General features: G+C 61.7%; 15 protein-coding genes. All 15 read right to left on the reverse strand.

Annotation, left to right across the window (positions count from 1 at the left end; all coding sequences use genetic code 11):
- Positions 1 to 101: 101 nt before the first annotated feature.
- A complete protein-coding gene (gene dnaE / locus GIB19_RS05380; protein WP_274884097.1) occupies positions 102 to 3626 on the reverse strand; it encodes a DNA polymerase III subunit alpha in 3525 nt (1174 codons plus the stop codon).
- Positions 3627 to 3794: 168 nt separating this feature from the next.
- Entirely contained in the window at positions 3795 to 4418 is a 624-nt protein-coding gene (gene rnhB / locus GIB19_RS05385; RefSeq protein WP_027595804.1) for a ribonuclease HII, read from the reverse strand.
- 1 nt (position 4419) lies between these two features.
- Positions 4420 to 5547, reverse strand: a complete 1128-nt coding sequence (lpxB, locus tag GIB19_RS05390; RefSeq protein ID WP_085272747.1) for a lipid-A-disaccharide synthase — start codon at positions 5545 to 5547, stop codon at positions 4420 to 4422.
- Position 5548: 1 nt separating this feature from the next.
- On the reverse strand, positions 5549 to 6325 hold the full coding sequence (lpxA, locus tag GIB19_RS05395; RefSeq protein ID WP_099428489.1) for an acyl-ACP--UDP-N-acetylglucosamine O-acyltransferase: 777 nt from the start codon (positions 6323 to 6325) through the stop codon (positions 5549 to 5551).
- A complete protein-coding gene (fabZ, locus tag GIB19_RS05400; protein ID WP_003252314.1) occupies positions 6322 to 6762 on the reverse strand; it encodes a 3-hydroxyacyl-ACP dehydratase FabZ in 441 nt (146 codons plus the stop codon). The genes lpxA and fabZ overlap by 4 nt, the downstream gene beginning before the upstream one ends.
- 113 nt (positions 6763 to 6875) lie before the next feature.
- Positions 6876 to 7931, reverse strand: a complete 1056-nt coding sequence (gene lpxD / locus GIB19_RS05405; RefSeq protein WP_027595801.1) for a UDP-3-O-(3-hydroxymyristoyl)glucosamine N-acyltransferase — start codon at positions 7929 to 7931, stop codon at positions 6876 to 6878.
- Between the two features lies 1 nt (position 7932).
- On the reverse strand, positions 7933 to 8436 hold the full coding sequence (locus GIB19_RS05410) for an OmpH family outer membrane protein (RefSeq protein WP_027595800.1): 504 nt from the start codon (positions 8434 to 8436) through the stop codon (positions 7933 to 7935).
- A gap of 44 nt (positions 8437 to 8480) precedes the next feature.
- A complete protein-coding gene (gene bamA, locus GIB19_RS05415; protein ID WP_027595799.1) occupies positions 8481 to 10844 on the reverse strand; it encodes an outer membrane protein assembly factor BamA in 2364 nt (787 codons plus the stop codon).
- 70 nt (positions 10845 to 10914) lie between these two features.
- Positions 10915 to 12267: an RIP metalloprotease RseP gene (rseP, locus tag GIB19_RS05420; protein ID WP_274884128.1), complete on the reverse strand. Its 1353-nt coding sequence runs from the start codon at positions 12265 to 12267 to the stop codon at positions 10915 to 10917.
- A gap of 60 nt (positions 12268 to 12327) precedes the next feature.
- Positions 12328 to 13518 carry a 1-deoxy-D-xylulose-5-phosphate reductoisomerase gene (gene ispC, locus GIB19_RS05425; protein WP_099428486.1) on the reverse strand — a complete coding sequence of 397 codons (1191 nt, stop codon included), beginning with the start codon at positions 13516 to 13518 and terminating at the stop codon, positions 12328 to 12330.
- On the reverse strand, positions 13515 to 14330 hold the full coding sequence (locus tag GIB19_RS05430) for a phosphatidate cytidylyltransferase (RefSeq protein ID WP_027595796.1): 816 nt from the start codon (positions 14328 to 14330) through the stop codon (positions 13515 to 13517). The genes ispC and GIB19_RS05430 overlap by 4 nt, the downstream gene beginning before the upstream one ends.
- Positions 14330 to 15085: a polyprenyl diphosphate synthase gene (gene uppS, locus GIB19_RS05435; RefSeq protein WP_027595795.1), complete on the reverse strand. Its 756-nt coding sequence runs from the start codon at positions 15083 to 15085 to the stop codon at positions 14330 to 14332. Before uppS ends, GIB19_RS05430 begins: the two co-directional genes overlap by 1 nt.
- 15 nt (positions 15086 to 15100) lie before the next feature.
- Positions 15101 to 15658, reverse strand: a complete 558-nt coding sequence (frr, locus tag GIB19_RS05440; RefSeq protein ID WP_099453134.1) for a ribosome recycling factor — start codon at positions 15656 to 15658, stop codon at positions 15101 to 15103.
- On the reverse strand, positions 15655 to 16398 hold the full coding sequence (pyrH, locus tag GIB19_RS05445) for a UMP kinase (RefSeq protein WP_009686950.1): 744 nt from the start codon (positions 16396 to 16398) through the stop codon (positions 15655 to 15657). Before pyrH ends, frr begins: the two co-directional genes overlap by 4 nt.
- A gap of 180 nt (positions 16399 to 16578) precedes the next feature.
- Positions 16579 to 17442 carry a translation elongation factor Ts gene (gene tsf / locus GIB19_RS05450; protein ID WP_027595793.1) on the reverse strand — a complete coding sequence of 288 codons (864 nt, stop codon included), beginning with the start codon at positions 17440 to 17442 and terminating at the stop codon, positions 16579 to 16581.
- Positions 17443 to 17486: the final 44 nt, after the last annotated feature.

The following is a 17486-nucleotide window of genomic DNA, read 5'->3' on the forward strand; positions in this document are numbered from 1 at the left end:
ATCCGTCTTGGGTCTACGGCCAGGCGGCCGGCCGGTTGATCCGTTTGGCGCCCTACCTTAAGGGATCGGGCGCATTCAGGTCGAGATTAAAATTCGTCGATTCAACGATATTGCAGGAAGACGTTCTCACGTCCGAACTGGTCACGCAGTGCCTGAATCAGGCCGTCAGCCGGGTCGATTGACCACTCATCGGCAAACTGCAGCATGGCCTTGGCGTCACTGCCGGTGTATTCCAGGGTAATCGGGCAGCCGCCGCGGTGACGGGTGATCAACTCACCCAGCCAGTTCAGGCGGTCGCCCTTGAGCGCATCATGGGCAACTTTCAGGCGCAGGCTTTCGGCCAGGCGCGTGCGCGCGTCTTCCATGGTCATTACCTGCTTCACCCGCAGGCGCAGGCCGCCCGAGAAGTCATCGTTACTGACCTCCCCTTCGACCACGACCATGGCGTCGTTCTGCAGCAATGACTGGGCCGCCATGAAGGAGTCGGCAAACAGCGACGCCTCGATGCGCCCCGAGCGGTCATCGAGGGTGACAAAACCCATCTTGTCACCCTTCTTGTTCTTCATGACCCGCAACGCAATGATCATCCCGGCGATCGTCTGGGACTCACGGGACGGCTTCAGGTCGATGATGCGCTGCCGGGCAAAACGGCGAATCTCGCTTTCGTACTCGTCGATCGGGTGACCGGTCAGGTACAGGCCCAGCGTGTCCTTCTCGCCTTTGAGGCGCTCTTTGAGGGTCAGCTCGCGGACCTTGCGGTGGTTGGCATAGACGTCCGAGTCTGCCTCGACGAACAAGCCGCCAAACAGGTCGACGTGGCCGCTGTCGGCAGTACGTGCGGTCTGCTCGGCCGACTTGATCGCCTCTTCCAGCGCCGCCAGCAAGGTTGCACGGTTACGGTCGATGTTGGCCTGGTAGGCCTTGATCTCGTCATGGAAGTACGGGCCCAGACGGTCCAGTGCACCACTGCGGATCAACGCATCGAGGGTGCGCTTGTTGACGCGCTTGAGGTCGACGCGCTCGCAGAAATCGAACAGGTCCTTGAACGGGCCGCCCTGCGCACGCACTTCGACGATGGCTTCCACCGGCCCCTCGCCCACGCCCTTGATCGCACCCAGGCCATAGACGATACGGCCATCGTCATTGACGGTGAACTTGAAATCGGAAGTGTTCACATCGGGCGCATCGAGGCGCAGCTTCATGCTGCGCACTTCCTCGATCAGCACCACCACCTTGTCGGTGTTGTGCATGTCCGCCGACAGTACCGCAGCCATGAACGGCGCCGGGTAGTGGGTTTTCAGCCAGGCGGTCTGGTAGGACACCAGGCCATAGGCGGCAGAGTGAGATTTGTTGAAGCCGTAACCGGCGAATTTTTCTACCAGGTCAAAGATGTTACCTGCCAGATCGCCATCGATGCCGTTGTTCGCGCAACCTTCGATGAAGCCGCCGCGCTGCTTGGCCATCTCTTCGGGCTTTTTCTTACCCATGGCCCGCCGCAGCATGTCGGCACCGCCCAGGGTATAGCCGGCCATGACCTGGGCAATCTGCATCACCTGCTCTTGATACAGGATGATGCCGTAGGTCGGCGCCAGTACCGGCTGCAGGCCGTCATACTGGTAGTCCGGGTGCGGGTAGGCCAGCTCGGCGCGGCCGTGCTTGCGGTTGATGAAGTCGTCCACCATGCCCGACTGCAGCGGGCCTGGGCGGAACAGCGCCACCAATGCGATGAGGTCTTCCAGGCAGTCTGGCTTGAGCTTCTTGATCAGCTCCTTCATGCCGCGCGATTCGAGCTGGAACACCGCCGTGGTCTCGGCTTTTTGCAGCAACTCGTAGGTCTTGCGGTCATCCAGCGGAATGAAGTCGATGTTCAGGTCCGGCAGGTTCAGCTTGGCCTGCTCGCGGTTGATCGTCTCCATCGCCCACTTGATGATGGTGAGCGTACGCAGGCCGAGGAAGTCGAACTTGACCAGCCCGGCGGCCTCGACATCGTCCTTGTCGAACTGGGTTACCAGGCCGCCGCCCTCTTCGTCACAGGCGATCGGCGAGAAGTCGGTGAGCTTGGTCGGGGCGATGACCACACCACCGGCGTGCTTGCCGGTACCCCGCGTGACACCTTCGAGCTTGAGGGCCATCTCCCAGATCTCGCGGGCATCTTCGTCGCCCTTGAGGAAGTCGCGCAGGATCTCTTCCTGCTCGTAGGCTTTTTCCAGGGTCATGCCGACTTCGAAGGGGATCATCTTCGACAGGCGATCGGCCAGGCCATAGGACTTGCCCTGCACCCGCGCCACGTCGCGCACCACCGCCTTGGCGGCCATGGTACCGAAGGTGATGATCTGGCTGACCGCGTTGCGCCCGTAGGCATCAGCCACGTATTCGATGACCCGGTCACGGCCATCCATGCAGAAGTCGACGTCGAAGTCGGGCATGGATACCCGTTCAGGGTTGAGGAAGCGCTCGAACAGCAGGTCATAGGCCAGCGGGTCGAGGTCGGTGATCTTCAACACGTAGGCGACCAGCGAACCGGCACCCGAGCCTCGGCCTGGGCCGACCGGCACGCCGTTGTTCTTGGCCCACTTGATGAAGTCCATAACGATCAGGAAGTAGCCGGGGAAGCCCATCTGGATGATGATATCCAGCTCGAACTTCAGGCGGTCCAGGTAGACCTGGCGCTTTTCCTCATAGTCTGGCGTGGTCTCTTTGGGCCAGAGCACCGCCAGGCGCTCCTCCAGGCCTTCATGGGAGACATGGCGCAGGTAATCGTCGATGCCCATGCCATTGGGCGTCGGGAAATCGGGCAGGAAGTGCTTGCCCAATTGAACCTGGATGTTGCAGCGCTTGGCGATCTCGACAGTGTTGGCGATGGCGTCGGGCAAGTCGCTGAACAGCTCGGCCATTTCGTCCGCGCTCTTGAGGTACTGCTGATCGCTGTAGTTGCGCGGGCGACGCGGGTCGTCCAGGGTCCAGCCCTCGCCAATGCAGACACGGGTTTCGTGGGCATCGTAGTCGGCCTGCTTGATGAAGCGCACATCGTTGGTCGCCACCAGCGGCGCGCCGACCTTGTCGGCCAGGGCCACAGCAGCGTGCACGTATTCTTCGTCGCGGGCACGGTTGGTGCGCTGCACTTCAACGTAGAAGCGCTCGGGGAACATGCCCATCCAGTCGCGCAACAGCGCTTCGGCTTCTTCAACCCGGCCAGAGAGCAGCGCGGCGCCAATGTCGCCTTCCTTGCCAGCTGACAAGGCGATCAGGCCTTCGCTGGCGGGGGTGATCCACTCGCGCTGCAAAATCACCAGGCCATTGCGCTGGCCTTCAACCCAACCACGCGAAATCAGCTCGGTGAGGTTGCGATAGCCCTGGGGGTTCATCGCCAGGAAGCAGATACGCGACAACGGGGCTTCCGGGTCGGGCCCGGCCAGCCACAGGTCGGCACCACAGATCGGCTTGATCCCGGCGCCCATGGCGGTCTTGTAGAACTTCACCAGCGAGCACATGTTGCTCTGGTCGGTGATCGCCACCGCCGGCATGTTCATCCCCGCCAGTGCCTTGGCCAGCGGTTTGATCCGCACCAGGCCGTCGACCAGCGAGAATTCGGAGTGCACGCGAAGGTGAACGAAGGGAACCGACATGGGTGATCCTGTAGCAGAACGACAAGGGCGGGATTGTAGCGTAAATGAGGGCAGGATTTGGGGCTGCTTCGCAGCCCATCGCGACACAAGGCCGCTCCTACAAGGAAACGCGTAACCTCTGTAGGAGCGGCCTTGCGTCGCGAAAGGGCCGCAAAGCGGCCCCATGCACTAGATCAAAGAATCAGTAATGCCCTCACGGGCCTCCCACGCCGCCCGTACCGGCGCAAAGGAGCGTCGGTGAATGGGCGTAGGCCCAAGCCGGGCCAGGGCTTCAAGGTGCACCGGCGTCGGATAACCCTTGTGCCCACCGATGCCGTAACCGGGGTAGATCAGCTCGAACGCACTCATCTCCCGATCACGCGTCACCTTGGCCAGGATCGACGCAGCCGCGATGGCCGGTACCTGGCTGTCACCTTTTACGACTGGTGCCGCGGGCACCGCCAGCTTGGGGCAGCGGTTGCCGTCGATCAGTGCCAGCTTGGGCGTGACATGCAGCCCCTCGACCGCACGCTGCATGGCCAGCATGGTGGCCTGAAGAATGTTCAGGCGGTCGATTTCTTCGACCTCGGCGCGGGCAATGCAAAAGCTCAGCGCCTTCTCGCAGATTTCGTCGAACAACGCCTCGCGCTTGGCTTCGGTGAGTTTCTTCGAATCGTTGAGGCCGAGGATCGGCCGTGCCGGGTCGAGGATCACTGCAGCCGTCACCACCGCGCCACACAACGGGCCACGGCCGACTTCATCGACCCCGGCGACCAGGTCTTCGACCAGGTTGAAATCCAGTCCTATTTGCATCTCAGCGGTCCTTGAGCAAGGCCAGTACCGCCTCGGCGGCCTGGTTGGAAGCATCCCGGCGCAGGGTGCGGTGAATCTCGTCGAAACGTTCGGTCTGCTGGCTGCCATCGGCCACCAAGGGGGCCAAGGTTTGCGCCAGGGCTTCGCTGGTGGCGTCATCCTGCAGCAGTTCAGGCACCAGTTCGCGCTGGGCCAGCAGGTTGGGCAACGACACGTAAGGGCTTTTGACCAGGCGCTTGAGAATCCAGTAGGTCAACGGCGCCAGGCGATAAGCCACCACCATGGGGCGCTTGTACAGCAGTGCCTCCAGGGTGGCGGTACCCGACGCGATAAGCACCGCATCGCAGGCCGCCAGGGCCTGGTGCGACTGGCCGTCGAGCAGGGTCAGCGGCAGCGCGCGCCCTTCGAGCATCTGCTCGACCTGGGCACGCCGTGCGGCGTTGGCGCAGGGCAGCACGAAGCGCACACCCGGTACTCGTTCGCGCAAGCGCTCGGCGGCATCGAGGAACAGCGCCCCCAGGCGCCCGACCTCGCCGCCGCGGCTGCCAGGCATCAACGCGACCACCGGGCCTGGGCCCAGGCCAAGCGCAGCCCGTGCTGCCAGTCGGTCGGCCTCGAGCGGAATGGTATCGGCCAGTGGGTGGCCGACGAAACGCACCGGCACCCCCTGCTCCTCGTAGAACCGGGCTTCGAACGGCAACAGCGTCAGCATCAGGTCGCAGCCTTCGCGGATCTTCAGCACGCGCTTCTGCCGCCACGCCCATACGGATGGGCTGACGTAGTGCACGGTCTTGATACCGGCCTGACGCAGTTTCAATTCGATGTTGAGGGTGAAATCCGGGGCGTCGATGCCGATGAACACATCGGGCTTTTCGGCGATGAGGGTCTGGATCAACAACTTGCGGCGCTTGAGCAGCTCACGCAGCCGTCCCAGTACCTCGACCAGGCCCATGACCGCCAGACGTTCCATGGGGAAGTAGGATTGCAGGCCTTCGGCCTCCATCAAGGGGCCGCCAACGCCGATAAAGCGGACGTCGGGATGGCGCGCCTTGAGGGCGCGCATCAAGCCAGACCCGAGAATATCGCCGCTGGCCTCACCCGCGACCAGGGCTACGCAAAGCTGGGCCATGTCAGCGGGTGATGCCGCGGGCAGAATTCAGGATCGACTGACGGAACAGATCGACCTCAGGGTGCTGGGCTGCCAGTTCGTCCAGCGCCTTGATCGCATCTTCGACGGTCAGGCCCTGACGGTAGACGATCTTGTAGCAACGACGCAGGATATGAATGACCTCGTCGCTGAAACCCCGACGGCGCATGCCTTCGAAGTTCATGCTGCGTGCTTCGGCCGGGCTGCCGAACACCGTGACGAAAGCCGGTACGTCTTTGCCGATCGCCGTGCCCATGCCGGAAAACGCATGTGCACCGATATGGCAGTACTGGTGCACCAGGGTGTACCCGGACAGAATTGCCCAGTCACCCACATGAACATGCCCCGCCAACGCGGTGTTGTTCACCAGAATGCAATGATTGCCGATGACACTGTCGTGACCGATGTGGGCGTAGGCCATGATCAGGTTGTGATCGCCGACGGTGGTTTCTGCACGGTCCTGAACGGTACCGCGGTGAATGGTCACACCTTCGCGGAACACATTGTGATCACCGATCACCAGGCGCGTCGGCTCACCCTTGTACTTGAGGTCAGGGGTGTCTTCGCCGATCGAGGAAAACTGGTAGATGCGGTTGTGCTTGCCGATACGGGTCGGCCCCTTGAGCACCACATGCGGGCCAATGACGGTGCCCTCCCCGATTTCGACATCAGGGCCAACGATCGACCAGGGGCCCACCTCGACACCGTCGGCCAGCTTGGCCGACGGGTCGATGATGGCCCGAGGATCAATCAAATTCATAGGGAGCGTTCCGCGCAGGTGATTTCTGCCGAGCAGACAGGCTTGCCGTCGACCAGGGCGCGGCACTCGAATTTCCAGATCATGCTCTTGCGGCTGAGGAACTTGGCTTCCAGCACAAGCTGGTCACCCGGCAATACCGGCTGACGGAAACGCAATTTGTCGGACCCGACAAAGTAGTACAGGGTGCCATCCGCCGGCTTGGCATCGAGCATCTTGAAACCGAGGATGCCGGCCGCCTGGGCCATGGCCTCGATGATCAGAACGCCCGGCATGATCGGGTGGGCCGGGAAGTGGCCATTGAAGAACGGCTCGTTGATGCTGACATTCTTGTAGGCACGAATGCTCTGGGCCTCGAAGTCCAGATCCGTCACGCGATCCACCAGCAGGAACGGGTAACGGTGAGGCAGGTATTCGCGAATCTCGTTGATGTCCATCATTTCGGGGGGAAGCCTGTAATAAGAATAGGGAGCGCAGGTGCTGACCACGCGCTCCTTTTGCAGTCCAAAGAGGAGCCAGCTAGCGTCTGTTCACTCTTGCTCAGGGAATGGTATCAGCCTTCTGATGCCGGCTGGCCACCTGAGGTCACGGTATCGATGCGCTTTTCCACCTGCTGGAGACGCTTGGCCATGTCGTCCAGGTGGCGGATACGCGCGGCGCTCTTGCGCCAGTCAGCCAATGGCTGCATGGCTGTGCCGGAAGAATAGGCACCCGGTTCGGTGATCGATCGGGTCACCATGGTCATCCCGGACACGAAAACGTTATCACAGACATCAATATGACCCACCATGCCGACACCGCCAGCAATGGTGCAGTGCTTGCCAATGCGCGTGCTGCCGGAAATCCCGACACAGGCGGCCATGGCCGTGTGCTCACCGATCTGAACGTTATGGGCGATCTGGATCTGGTTGTCGAGCTTGACGCCGTCGGCAATGCGCGTGTCCGACAGCGCACCACGGTCGATTGCCGTGTTGACGCCGATTTCTACATCATCGCCGATGGTCACGCCGCCGATCTGGGCAATCTTGCGCCATACGCCCTTCTCGTTGGCGAAGCCGAAGCCCTCGCCACCGATCACTGCGCCAGACTGGATCACCACACGCTTGCCGATGGTCACGTCATGGTACAGGGTGACCCGTGGCGCCAGCCAGCCGCCCTCACCGATGACGCAACGGGCACCGACCACGCAGTGGGCACCGATGCTGACATTGGCAGCAACCTGCGCACCACTTTCGATGACGACGAACGGGCCGATGCTCGCACTGGCATCCACCTGGGCATCTTCAGCCACTACGGCGCTGGGATGAATTCCCGCCACAGCCTTGGGCTTGGGATCGAACAGGTGGGAAATGCGCGCATAGGCCAAGTACGGATCAGCGACGATCAGTGCATTGCCAGCAAAGCCTTCAGCATCCGCAGCCTTGAGCAGCACCGCTGCCGCCTGGCTGTTATCCAGGAATTTGCGGTACTGCGGGTTGGCGAGGAAGCTCAATTGACCGGGGCCGGCCTCTTGCAAGGTGGCCAGCCCGGTAATCTGCAGCGCCTCGGGCCCCTTGAGGGTGGCGCCGAGGGCTTCGGCCAACTGGCCAAGCGTCATGTTCAAGGTCATATCAACGGGCTTGGTTCATGCGCTCGATGACTTGGCGGGTGATGTCGTACTGAGGTTTGACATCGATGACCGCGCCACGCTCGAGAACCAGGTCGAAACCGCCCTTCTTGATCACTTCCTCGACAGCGCCGTCCAGCTTCGGCTTGAGTTGCTTGAGCATGTCACGGTCCGCAACGGCCTTGGCTTCGTTCAGTTCCTTGGACTGGAACTGGAAGTCGCGGGCCTTTTGCTTGAACTCGAGCTCCAGGCGCTCACGCTCCTGCTGCTGCATCTTGTCGCCACCTTTGATCAGGCGGTCCTGGATGCCCTTGGCGCTGCTTTCCAGGCTTTTCAGCTTGGTCAGTTGCGGGCCGAATTTTTTCTCTGCATCAACCGCATACTTCTTGGCGGCATCCGATTCCAGCAGGGCCATCTGATAGTTCAGGACGGCAACCTTCATTTCGGCGAAAGCCGGGGTGGCGACCAGCGCCGCGGCCAAAATGGCCAGTTGAGTCAACTTACGCACGATGCACTCCTGGATAAACCGTTGTCGTTATGCAAGGGCCGACCTTAGAAGGTCTGGCCCAGAGAGAATTGGAACACCTGGGTATCGGCATCGTCCGGCTTCTTGACCGGCATCGCCAGGCTGAAGCTCAACGGGCCCAGTGCAGTGATCCAGGTCACACCCAGACCCACCGAACTGGCCATACCCGAGAAACCGACCTTCTCGCAATCTGGCTTGCTGCCGCAGTTGGTATCGAACACGTTACCCACGTCCCAGAATACCGACGTGCGTAGCGAACGCTGGTCCTTGACGAACGGCAGTGGGAACAGCAGTTCGACACCACCCTGGACCAACACGTTGCCACCGAACGGCAGCGGATCCTGATCCGGGTCGGCGATGGTACCCGGTTTGCCACCCGGGTTGCCTTCACCACGGCTAGGCGTACTGCGTGGGCCCAGGCTGCTGTCCTTGAAGCCACGGACAGAGTTGAAGCCGCCCGCGTAGTAGTTCTCGTAGAACGGCAGGCCCGAGGTGCTGCCGTAGCCATCACCATAGCCCAGTTCAGTGTGCAGGCGCAGGGTGTAGTCGTTGTTGATTGGCTTGAACAGCTGGCCGCGGTAGTCGAGCTTGTAGAACGACAGGTCGCTGCCCGGAATTGTCGATTCCAGGGTCAGGCTTTGCGAATGACCGCGAGTCGCCAGCACGCCTTTGTTCAGGGTCGACTCGGACCAACCGATCGACGCCTTGAAGTTCAGGAAGTTGTCACCCTCTTGATCGAGGAAGTCGAAGATCTCGTCAACGGTGTATTTACCGGTTTTGATCTTGTCCTGCTGAACGCTCAGGCCATAGGTCAGGCGCGAGGTTTCGCTGATCGGGTAACCCAGGCTGACACCGGCGCCCAGGCTGTCGACCGCATAGCTGGCAACGTCGACATCGAGGTCGTCGTAGTCGGTGCTGCGGTAGAAGGCGTTGTAACCCAGGCTGACACCGTCAGCCGTGAAGTAGGGGTCCACGAAGCCGAAGTTGTAGCGGGTCTGGTATTCGGAACGGGTCAGGCCGATGGAGACCTTGTTACCGGTACCCAGGAAGTTGCTCTGGCTGATCGAACCACCCAGGATCAGACCGGCGCTCTGGGCGAAACCGACCGACGCCGTAATGGAGCCGGACGCTTGTTCCTCGACGCTGTAGTTGACGTCGACCTGGTCATCGGTGCCAGGCACCGGCGGGGTCTCGACGTTGACTTCCTTGAAGAAGCCCAGGCGCTCCAGACGGGTCTTGGATTGGTCGATCAGGTAGGTCGACGCCCAGCCGCCTTCCATCTGGCGCATTTCGCGACGCAGCACTTCGTCTTCGGTCTTGGTGTTGCCGCGGTAGTTGATGCGGTTGACGTAGGCACGCTTGCCCGGGTCGACCACGAACATGATATCGACGGTGTGGTCCTGGTCGTTCGGCTGTGGCACACCGTTGACGTTGGCGAAGGTGTAGCCTTCGTTACCCAGACGACGGGTGATCAGCTCGGACGTGGTGGTCATCACCTTGCGCGAGAATACCTGGCCCGGCTGCACCAGCAGCAGCGACTTGACCTGGTCTTCCGGCACCTTGAGGTCACCGGAGAGCTTCACGTCACGGACGGTGTACTTCTCGCCTTCGTTGATGTTGACGGTGATGTAGACGTGTTTCTTGTCTGGCGTGATGGATACCTGGGTAGAGGCGATATCCATGTTGATGTAGCCACGGTCCAGGTAGTAGGAACGCAGACGCTCCAGGTCACCGGAGAGTTTTTCACGGGCGTACTTGTCGTCGTTCTTGAAGAACGACAGCCAGTTGGTGGTTTTCAGCTCGAACAGCTGCGACAGCTCTTCGTCGTCGAAGACGTTGTTGCCCACCACGTTGATGTGCTGAATGGCAGCGACGGTGCCTTCGTTGATCTTGATTTTCAGCGCGACGCGGTTGCGCGGCTGCGGCACGACTTCGGCGTCGACCTCGGCCGAGTAGCGGCCCTGGGCCACGTACTGGCGCTGCAGCTCGTTACGCACACCTTCAAGGGTGGCGCGCTGGAAGATTTCACCTTCGGCCAGCCCAGACTGCTTCAGACCCTTCATCAGGTCTTCGGTGCTGATCGCCTTGTTGCCTTCGATCTCGATGCTGGAAACCGACGGGCGCTCGACCACGTTGATGATCAGGACATTGCCATCGCGGCTCAGCTGGATGTCTTGGAAGAAGCCAGTCTTGAACAGGGAACGGGTCGAATCCACCAGGCGCCGATCATCGGCCTGATCGCCGACGTTGAGCGGCAAGGCACCGAAGACGCTGCCGGCGGAAACCCGCTGCAGGCCGTTGACACGAATATCGGAGATGGTGAAGGACTCGGCGTGAACTTCAGCGATCATCAGTGCGGAGAGGACCGCAGTTAGCAGCAGACGTTTCATGAAGTCCTTTTATTCCAACTGGCAATAAACAACCCGCCGCGAAGTGGCGGCAGGTTCGCAATGCGAAGCTTTATAGTCGACCCAGATCGTTGATCAGGGCGAGCAACATCACCCCTACGACCAAACTGATACCGATCTGGACCCCCCAACCTTGCACCCGATCTGACAGCGGACGACCGCGCGCCCACTCGACCAGGTAAAACAGCAAATGCCCCCCATCCAGTACTGGAATGGGCAGCAGGTTAAGAACCCCCAGGCTAATGCTCAGGTAGGCCAGGAAATTCAGGAAATCCCCCACGCCGGACTGGGCTGAAGCGCCCGCCACTTTAGCAATGGTTATCGGTCCGCTCAAGTTTTTTACCGAGAGCTCTCCGAACAGCATTTTCTTCAGCGACTCGAGCGTCAGGACGCTCATGTTCCAGGTACGCGACAAGCCCTCACCTACCGCGTCCAGCGGGCCATAGCTGACTTCGCGGAGCATGTTGGCAGGCCATTCGCCACCTTTTACCCCCGCGCCCAGGTAACCGCCCGCGGCCTTGCCCTCACCCTTGCGGGCCAGGGTTACTGGCACATCCAGCGCAGCACCATCGCGTTCGACACGCACCACGACCTTGGCTTGCGGGTGGGCGCGCACGGTGTCGACCACCTGCTGCCAGTCGCTCACTGCCACGCCATCGAGGGCCAGCAGCTTGTCACCTGCCTTCAAGCCGGCGGCAGCGGCCGGCCCTTTCGAATCGATCTCGGCCAGCACCGGCACGATCACCGGGCGCCATGGGCGCAAGCCCAGGGACTGGATAGGGTCTGGCTCGTCGGCGCCTTTCAGCCAGTGGTCCAGCTTGATCTGCAAGTGCTGCTCGGCGCTGGCGCCTTCGTCGCGCACGCCTACCTGCAGGGTGCCGCTCTCGCCCAGACGGCGAACCAGTTGCAGGTTGACCGCAGACCAACCGCTGGTCGCCTTGCCATCGATGGATACAATTTCCTGACCTGCGGTCAGGCCTGCCGACGCTGCCAGGCTGCCCGCTTCGACTGCACCGATGACCGGGCGAATCTGCTGGGTGCCGAGCATGGCCAAGAGCCAGAAGAACACGATGGCCAGCAAGAAGTTGGCAATCGGGCCGGCGGCGACGATGGCGATACGCTGACGCACGCTTTTTCGGTTGAACGATTGGTCGGCCAACGCAGGCGGCACATCGCCTTCACGCTCATCGAGCATCTTGACGTAGCCGCCCAGCGGAATCGCCGCCACCACGAATTCGGTGCCCTGGCGGTCATGCCAGCGCAACAACGGCGTACCGAAGCCCACCGAAAAACGCAGCACCTTGACGCCGCAGCGTCGGGCCACCCAGAAGTGGCCGAATTCGTGGAACGTGACCAGAACACCCAAGGCCACCAGGGTGCCGACAATCATGTAGAGCGCAGTCATATCTTTCTCCAGATGACGTTCAGCAGAACGACTTTTCGCACAAGCCCTGGCAGGCCTGCATCATCGACCGTGACGCCGCAACCACTCACGGGACAGCTCCCGGGCACGCTGGTCGGCGGCAAATACCGCGTCCAACGAGGCCAGTGGCACTACAGGCTCCTGATCGAGCACTTGTTCGATCATACCCGCGATCTCCGGGAAGCGGATACGCCGCTGGAGAAATGCCTCGACAGCCACTTCGTTGGCCGCATTGAGCACGGCAGGTGCACTGTTGCCGGCCTCGGCAGCCTGCCGCGCCAGGCGCAGGCACGGGAAGCGCTGCTCGTCGGGTGCCTGGAAATCCAGGCGTGCGATGGCAAACAGGTCCAGCGGTGCGACGCCAGAATCAATGCGCTCTGGCCAGGCCAGCGCATTGGCGATCGGCGTGCGCATGTCCGGGTTGCCCAGCTGGGCGAGCACAGATCCGTCCACGTAATCCACCAGCGAGTGGATCACGCTCTGCGGGTGCACCACCACCTCGACCTTGGCGGGCGAGGCATCGAACAGCCAGCAGGCCTCGATCAACTCGAGCCCTTTGTTCATCATGCTGGCCGAATCCACGGAAATCTTGCGCCCCATGGACCAGTTAGGGTGCGCGCACGCCTGCTCCGGCGTGACATCGGCCAATGCGGCGGACGGTGTTTCGCGGAACGGGCCACCCGATGCCGTCAGCAGGATGCGGCGCACCCCCACCTGGCTCAGGCCGCGGGCATAGTCGCCGGGCAGGCACTGGAAGATTGCATTGTGCTCGCTGTCGATCGGCAGTAGCACGGCACCACTGCGCCGCACCGCCTCCATGAACAGCGCGCCAGACATCACCAGGGCCTCTTTATTGGCCAGCAACACTTTCTTACCCGCCTCGACGGCAGCCAAGGTCGGTCGCAGCCCTGCCGCACCCACGATGGCGGCCATCACCGCATCCACCTCAGGCGCTGCGGCAACCTGGCAAAGCCCCGCCTCGCCTTCCAGCACCTGGGTAGCGCAACCGACGGCCGCCAGGCCGTCGCGCAAGCGCGCAGCACCTTCGGCACTCGGCACCACCGCGTACTCCGGGCGATGCCGGACGCACAACGCCAGCAGCTCGTCGATGCGCGAGTAACCGCTCAGGGCGAATACCGAATAACGCTCAGGGTGACGTGCAATCACATCCAGCGTGCTCAGGCCAATGGAGCCCGTGGCACCCAGCACGGTAATGCGCTGCAACGTACTCACATCACACCCCATTCGGCAGCCCACAGCAGCACGGCAAAGAGCGGGATGGCCGCCGTCAGGCTGTCGATGCGGTCGAGCACGCCACCATGGCCGGGCAGCAGGTTGCTGCTGTCCTTGATGCCCGAGCGGCGCTTGAACATGCTTTCGGTCAGGTCACCGATCACCGAGGCCATGACCACCAGTGCCGCGCCCATCAGGCCCAGCAGGATCTGGCCAACACCCCAGTCGCGGCTGATACCGACCACCAGCGTAATGACCAGGCTGACAGCCAGGCCACCATAGACGCCTTCCCAGCTCTTGCCCGGGCTGACCTGCGGCGCCAGCTTGCGCTTGCCGAAGGCACGGCCAGAGAAGTAGGCACCGATGTCGGCGGCCCACACCAGCACCATGACCGACAGAATCAGCCAGTTGCCGAGCGGCCAGTGCTTGAGCAGCACCAGGCCTTGCCACGCCGGCAGCAACACCAGCAGGCCGATCAGCAAGCGGCAGGCCGCACTGGCCCATAGCTCGCTGCTGCGCGGATAGGTCAGCACCAGCCAGGTGGCCAGCCCCCACCAGATCACTGACGCACCCAGCACCCAGGGTGCCAGGTCGGGCATCAGGTGCAGCAGCATCAGCGCTCCGGCGACGACTGCGGCGTAGGCAATGCGCAGTGGCTGGGTCATCAACCCCGCCAGGCGCGCCCACTCCCAGGCGCCGAGGGTGACCACGAAGCCGATGAACAGGGCGAAATCCCCACCGTTGAGCAGGAAGAAGCCACCCAGCGCGACCGGCAGCAGGATCAGCGCGGTAATGATGCGTTGTTTAAGCATTAAGCACGAGCTCCAGCCTCGACCTGCTCGCTGGTCTTACCGAAGCGGCGCTGGCGCGAAGCGAAATCGGCCAGGGCATTGCGCATGGCCTCGTGTTTGAAGTCCGGCCAGTACAGGTCGGAGAAATACAGCTCGGCATAGGCCAGCTGCCACAGCAGGAAATTGCTGATGCGGCGTTCGCCCCCGGTGCGGATGCACAGGTCAGGCAACGGCAACTCACCGGTGGACAGGCACGTCTGCAGCAGACCCGGCGTGATATCGTCCGGACGCAAATGGCCCGCCTGTACTTCCCGCGCCAGGCGCTGGGCGGCCTGGGCGATATCCCACTGGCCACCGTAGTTGGCCGCGATCTGCAGGATGAAGCGGTTGTTGCCGGCGGTCAGTGCCTCGGCCTCACGCATGGCAGCCTGCAGCTCAGGGTGAAAGCGCGAGCGATCACCAATGATGCGCAAGCTGATGTTGTTCTCGTTGAGGCGACGCGCCTCACGGCGAAGGGCCGAGAAGAACAACTCCATCAGCGCACCGACCTCTTCGGCGGGGCGCTGCCAGTTTTCGCTGGAGAAGGCGAACAGGGTCAGTACCTCGACCCCCGATTCGGCGCAGACTTCGATGACCGCACGCACGGCATCGACGCCAGCCTTGTGCCCGGCAACGCCGGGCAGCAAGCGCTTCTTCGCCCAGCGGTTGTTGCCATCCATGATGATCGCGACGTGTCGCGGCACCGAGGACGGCGCCGCTGGCTTGGTCTTTTCCATTAAAAAACCTCGGCCTTAGACGGCCAACAGGTCCTTTTCCTTGGCCTTGAACGCAGCGTCGATTTCGGCGACGAACTTGTCGGTCAGCTTCTGGATCTCGTCAGCGGCGCGACGTTCTTCGTCTTCGCTGATTTCCTTGTCCTTGGTCAGCTTCTTCAGGTCGGCGAGTGCGTCACGGCGCACGTTACGCACGGCTACCTTGGCATCTTCGGCAACGCCGCTGGCCTGCTTGGTGTAACCCTTGCGGGTTTCCTCGGTCAGGGCCGGCATCGGGACGCGGATGGTGGTACCGGCGCTGGACGGGTTCAGGCCCAGGTCGGAGGTCAGGATGGCTTTTTCGATGGCAGCGCTGAGGTTCTTGTCGTGCGCAACGATCTTCAGGGTGCGCGCGTCCTCGACGGTAATCGCGGCCACCTGGTTCAGCGGCATTTCACTACCCCAGGCAGTGACCTTGACGCTGTCCAGGATGCTTGGGTGGGCACGGCCGGTGCGGATGGCAGCCAGGTGGCGACCCAGCGCCTCGATGGACTTGCCCATGCGGTCCTGGGCGTCTTTCTTGATAGCGTTGATCATTTTTGAACTTCCTCGATCAGGGTTCCTTCCGCGCCGCCATGCACGATGTTCAGCAGGGCGCCCGGCTTGTTCATGTTGAAGACGCGCAGCGGCATCTTGTGGTCGCGGCAAAGGCAAATTGCCGTCAGATCCATCACACCCAGCTTGCGATCCAGCACTTCATCGTAGGTCAGATGATCGAACTTCTCGGCATGCGGGTCTTTGAATGGATCTGCAGTGTATACACCATCGACCTTGGTTGCCTTCAATACCACGTCGGCATCGATTTCGATGGCGCGCAGGCAAGCGGCGGAGTCGGTGGTGAAGAACGGGTTGCCGGTACCGGCAGCGAAGATTACGACTTCTTTGGCGTTCAGGTGGCGCATGGCTTTGCGGCGATCATAGTGATCGGTCACGCCTACCATGGAAATCGCCGACATGACGATGGCGGTAATGTTTGCCCGCTCCAGCGCGTCGCGCATGGCCAGGGCATTCATGACGGTCGCCAGCATGCCCATGTGGTCACCGGTGACGCGGTCCATGCCGGCTGCACTGAGCGCCGCACCACGGAACAGGTTGCCACCGCCGATCACCAGACCGACTTGCACACCGATGCCGACCAGTTGACCGACTTCCAGCGCCATGCGATCCAGGACCTTGGGGTCGATCCCGAACTCTTCCGAGCCCATCAGGGCCTCGCCGCTAAGTTTGAGTAGAATGCGTTTATAGCGAGCCTGATGACCACTGCCCTGCTGAGCCATTGCGAATCTCTCCTGCGGCGTTTGTAAAAAAATTCTGGCGGGCTGTTTGAGCCTGCGTGTAACTCTAACGTGACGCAGCGACTGCGTCAGCGAACAGCGGTTTGGAAAACCGCTCCCGCTTTGACAAAGAGGCTGCGCGCGTGAGCGGGCAGCCTCTTTGGGGCGACAGACGTGTCTGTCTTACTGCTTGGCAGCAGCTACCTGAGCGGCAACTTCTTCAGCGAAGTTGTCGACTGGCTTCTCGATGCCTTCGCCGACCTTGAAGTAGGTGAAGGAAACGATTTCAGCACCGGCTTTCTTGGCCAGCTCGCCAACCTTGACTTCCGGGTTCATGACGAAGGCTTGCTCTTTCAGCGAAGCTTCAGCCTTGAACTTGGTGATACGGCCGTTGATCATGTTCTCAACGATGTTTTCCGGCTTGCCGGCGATCTTGTCGGCGTTCAGCTGCAGGAAGACATTCTTCTCGCGCTCGATGGCCTCGGCGGAGATTTCCGATGCATCCAGGAACTCCGGGTTCGAAGCAGCAACGTGCATGGCGATGTTCTTGGCCAGCTCGACGTCGCCGCCTTTCAGGACAACAACGGCACCGATCTTGTTGCCGTGCAGGTAAGCACCAACAACGTCACCCTCAACGCGCGCCAGGCGGCGGATGTTGACGTTTTCGCCGCACTTGGCGACCAGGGCTTCACGGGCTGCTTCGCGCGAGGCGATCAGCGGTGCAGCGTCGGTCAGCTTCTGGGCGAAGGCTTCTTCGAGGCTTTCGGCTACGAAGTTTTTGAAGTCGTCTTGCAGGGCCAGGAAGTCGGTCTGCGAGTTGACTTCCAGCAGAACGGCGGCTTTGCCGTCGGTCTTGACGGCGATAGCGCCTTCAGCAGCGACGTTGCCAGCCTTTTTGGCGGCCTTGATGGCGCCCGAGGCACGCATGTCGTCAATGGCTTTTTCGATGTCGCCGCCGGCCTTTTCCAGGGCCTTTTTGCAATCCATCATGCCTTCGCCGGTACGCTCGCGCAGTTCTTTGACCAGCGCTGCAGTAATTGCTGCCATTTCAAAATCCTCTTGGAAAGTTTTTCAACCATTCCACCCGCTCA

Origin of the sequence: Pseudomonas sp. ITEM 17296, from assembly GCF_028895205.1 — a bacterium.
Lineage (GTDB): Bacteria > Pseudomonadota > Gammaproteobacteria > Pseudomonadales > Pseudomonadaceae > Aquipseudomonas > Aquipseudomonas kermanshahensis.

Excerpts from the sequence above, each read along its gene's own strand:
- dnaE (WP_274884097.1), bottom strand. The coding sequence starts at position 3,626 with ATGTCGGTTCCCTTCGTTCACCTTCGCGTGCACTCCGAATTCTCGCTG.
- rnhB (WP_027595804.1), bottom strand. The coding sequence starts at position 4,418 with ATGCAAATAGGACTGGATTTCAACCTGGTCGAAGACCTGGTCGCCGGG.
- lpxB (WP_085272747.1), bottom strand. The coding sequence starts at position 5,547 with ATGGCCCAGCTTTGCGTAGCCCTGGTCGCGGGTGAGGCCAGCGGCGAT.
- lpxA (WP_099428489.1), bottom strand. The coding sequence starts at position 6,325 with ATGAATTTGATTGATCCTCGGGCCATCATCGACCCGTCGGCCAAGCTG.
- fabZ (WP_003252314.1), bottom strand. The coding sequence starts at position 6,762 with ATGATGGACATCAACGAGATTCGCGAATACCTGCCTCACCGTTACCCG.
- lpxD (WP_027595801.1), bottom strand. The coding sequence starts at position 7,931 with ATGACCTTGAACATGACGCTTGGCCAGTTGGCCGAAGCCCTCGGCGCC.
- bamA (WP_027595799.1), bottom strand. The coding sequence starts at position 10,844 with ATGAAACGTCTGCTGCTAACTGCGGTCCTCTCCGCACTGATGATCGCT.
- rseP (WP_274884128.1), bottom strand. The coding sequence starts at position 12,267 with ATGACTGCGCTCTACATGATTGTCGGCACCCTGGTGGCCTTGGGTGTT.
- GIB19_RS05430 (WP_027595796.1), bottom strand. The coding sequence starts at position 14,330 with ATGCTTAAACAACGCATCATTACCGCGCTGATCCTGCTGCCGGTCGCG.
- uppS (WP_027595795.1), bottom strand. The coding sequence starts at position 15,085 with ATGGAAAAGACCAAGCCAGCGGCGCCGTCCTCGGTGCCGCGACACGTC.
- frr (WP_099453134.1), bottom strand. The coding sequence starts at position 15,658 with ATGATCAACGCTATCAAGAAAGACGCCCAGGACCGCATGGGCAAGTCC.
- pyrH (WP_009686950.1), bottom strand. The coding sequence starts at position 16,398 with ATGGCTCAGCAGGGCAGTGGTCATCAGGCTCGCTATAAACGCATTCTA.
- tsf (WP_027595793.1), bottom strand. The coding sequence starts at position 17,442 with ATGGCAGCAATTACTGCAGCGCTGGTCAAAGAACTGCGCGAGCGTACC.